Genomic DNA, 3,084 nt, shown 5'->3' with positions numbered 1-3,084 from the left:
TGGCGGTTGATCACTTCACGCATCAGCGGCAACGTCCACAGCCCGAATTCGAACTTGAACTGCTGCGGCGTATTGTCCTTCACCGCCAAGGCAATCCAGCGCATCTCCTCGGTGCTGACCTTGGGAGGGCGGCCCGGAATCGGCTTGGCCAGCAGTGCGTTTTGGCCCCCATCGGCAAATTTCGCCAGCCATCGGAACACCGTGGTGGCGTTCACACCATAAGCGGCCGCGACGTTCGCCACCGACTGGYCTTCGCGCACCGCTTTGATCGCCTGCTGGCGCATCACCTGAAGCGAGTGGTGATCCAGTTTTCGCCCGTCAGAAGTTCGTTTGCATTTCATGCAAGCATTATATTACGAACTAACATTACTTTCTAGAAGGTTAGTAACGCGTTACGGCGCGGGCTCCGGTAAGCGGTCGGGCCCGTCCGTCAGGCGCTTCCCGGGATTCATCCGCTCCAGCGCAATCAGCGCCGCCGCGTGATCGGCCGCCGGCAGGTCGGACACGATGGATTCGTACTGCCGCGTCACCAGTTCCGTGACCGGCAGCGTGACGCCGGCGCTGCCGGCCGCGGCGAGGATGTTGTGCTGGTCCTTCAACTGCGTTTTCACTTGCCCGCCCGGCAGGAAGTTCCGCTCGAGCATGCGCTGGCCATGTACCTCGAGCACGCGGCTGCCGGCGAAACCGCCGCGGATGGCCTCKCGCACGGCAGCCGGATCAGCACCGGCCGCCTGCGCCAGCAGCAACGCTTCCGCCACGACATTGATCGTGGCGCCGACGATCAACTGGTTGCACAGCTTGGCCACCTGGCCGCTGCCGACGGGGCCGACGGCTTTCGGGCTGCCGAGCACGCGCAGCACCGGTTCGGCCTGCGCGTAGTCGTCCGCCGCGGCGCCGGCCATGATGGCGAGCTGGCCCGCCTCCGCGCCGCCCACGCCGCCCGACACGGGCGCGTCGATGAAGCGGCAGCCGGCTTGCTGTAAACGCGCGGCGCAGGCCAGGGCCTCGTCCTGGCGCGTGGAACTCATGTCGATCCACAAGGTATTTTGCGTCAGTGCCGGGATGGCGGCGTCGATGACCTGGTCCACGATCGGACCCGCCTCCAGGATCGAGATCACGATATCGGCCCCGCGCACGGCGTCGTGCAGGTCGACGCAGGGCTGGGCGCCCGTCGCGGCGAGCGCCTCGGCCTTGGCTGCCGTGCGGTTCCACACGCGCAGCGGATAGCCGGCCTGGGCCAGCCGCGTCGCCATCGGCCTACCCATCAGGCCGATGCCGAGCAATGCCACTGTCGGTAAAGTCATTGTTCCCTCTGGATTGAAGATGCATCCCATTTTAGCAATTGACAGCCCGACCACGTGCCGCCACCGACCCCGCTACAATAGTGGTTTGACTGCGGCCGTTACGCTTGCACGGCTTCACTTTTACACACACAAGGTTCCCAATGAAAAAGATTTTCAGCTCCCTGGCGGCCCTGGCCGCATTGTCGGTCGCGCAAGCGGGTCAGGCCGCCGCCGGCCTGATGGATTCGGCATCCATCGAAGCCGGCGGTGGTGAACACGTGCAGGTCCTGCGCCTCGCGGCGCAAAAAGATTGGAACAAGGACTGGTTCGCCACCGGCGGCTACCACCTGAACGGCTACTGGGATGCCAACATCGCCTACTGGCGCGCCAACCAGTGGCTGGACCAGCCGGGCAACCGCAAGAACCTGGCCGTCGTCGGCCTGACGCCGGTATTTCGCTGGGAGTCCGCCGACAAGCTCGGCTTGTACGCCGATGCCGGCATCGGCGTCAGCCTGTTCTCCAGCGTGTACCGCAACACGCATCGCCAACTGTCGACCGCATTCGAATTCGCCGACCACGTCGGCGTCGGCTATGTGTTCGACAATAAATGGGAAATCGGCGCGCGCCTGCAGCATTATTCGAACGGCGGGATCAAGCATCCGAACGGCGGCGTCAATCTGTTCATGCTGAAGGCCGCGTACCACTACTGATCCACATAAATTCGGGGTCAGAGCACTTTTCCCGCAAAATTCGGGGTCAGAGCACTTTTTCGCGCAAGGTTTCGTAGACATCGTCAAGCACACGGTGCCTGCGGMGGCGGCGCCCCGGCTTCGACGTTGTTGTTCTGGTCTGGTGGTCGCCGTGTACGCTGGCCCGCGAACCATTGTTCAAAAAATCGCTCTGACCCCGAATTTGCTTAAAAATGTGCTCTGACCCCGAATKTTCTCGGGTGTCCGGTACAAGTCGGGGTGATGAGATTTATGTGACAATCGGGACGGGCGACGCCTGCCCCGTGCGTCGCGATTGATGATCCCGATGAGCGATACCAACGCCAACGTCAAGACTTACCTCCCCTGGCTGGTGGCCACTGCCCTGTTCATGGAGCAGCTCGACGCCACCATCGTCAACACTGCCGTTCCCAGCATCGCGGCCAGCCTGCAAGTTACGCCGCTCAGCCTCAAATCCGTCGTCACCAGTTATATCCTCAGCCTGGCCGTGGGCATCCCGGTGAGCGGCTGGATGGCCGACCGCTTCGGCACCAAGCGCGTGTTCGGCACCGCGATCGCGATCTTCACGCTGGCGTCGGTGCTGTGCGGGCTGTCGCTGAATGCGCCGATGATGGTGGCGGCCCGGCTGCTGCAGGGTCTCGGCGGGGCGATGATGATGCCGGTGGGGCGGCTGTCCATCATCCGCACGTTTCCCAAGGACGAGTTGCTCGGCGCAATGAGCTTCGTGATCCTGCCGGCGCTGATCGGCCCGCTGCTCGGCCCGACCGTCGGCGGCCTGATCGTTCACTGGACCTCATGGCGCGCGATCTTCTTCGTCAACGTGCCGGTCGGCCTGCTCGCGCTGTACTTCGTCTGGCGCCACATGCCGGACTACCGCGGCGCCGACCCGCGCCCRCTGGACGTGATCGGGCTGATCCTGTTCAGCTCGGGCACGGCGATCCTGTCGTGGCTGCTGGAAGTGTTCGGCGAGCACACGCTCGACCCGATAACCGCCGGCCTGATGCTGGCGTTGTCCATCGCGCTGCTGGCCGCGTATGCCTGGCATGCGAGCCTGAACCAGTTCCCACTGCTGC

The 3,084-nt window shown here is 64.0% G+C and carries 4 protein-coding genes; 2 read left to right on the top strand and 2 right to left on the bottom strand.

Translation table 11 applies throughout. The features are described 5' to 3' along the window. Both AC1DYX_RS29925 and AC1DYX_RS29920 read right to left on the bottom strand, forming a co-directional pair. Positions 1-341: helix-turn-helix domain-containing protein (locus tag AC1DYX_RS29925; RefSeq protein ID WP_477265668.1), on the bottom strand; the 341-nt coding region annotated here is incomplete at its 3' end. A 51-nt stretch (positions 342-392) separates the two neighbouring features. After that, entirely contained in the window at positions 393-1,304 is a 912-nt protein-coding gene (locus AC1DYX_RS29920; RefSeq protein WP_477265666.1) for an NAD(P)-dependent oxidoreductase, read from the bottom strand. Between the two features lie 140 nt (positions 1,305-1,444). On the opposite strand from AC1DYX_RS29920, the gene AC1DYX_RS29915 reads away from it, so the two are divergent. Next, entirely contained in the window at positions 1,445-1,993 is a 549-nt protein-coding gene (locus AC1DYX_RS29915; RefSeq protein ID WP_477265664.1) for an acyloxyacyl hydrolase, read from the top strand. A 325-nt stretch (positions 1,994-2,318) separates the two neighbouring features. Then, positions 2,319-3,084 (top strand): MFS transporter (locus tag AC1DYX_RS29910; RefSeq protein WP_477265662.1); only part of this gene is annotated, 766 nt, incomplete at its 3' end.

It is taken from the genome of Massilia sp. P2_C2, from assembly GCF_056404615.1.
This window is presented reverse-complemented; position numbering and strand designations above follow the sequence as displayed.

What these genes read in the sequence shown, in the direction of transcription:
- AC1DYX_RS29915 (WP_477265664.1), top strand. Translation starts at nt 1,445, where the DNA reads ATGAAAAAGATTTTCAGCTCCCTGGCGGCCCTGGCCGCATTGTCGGTC.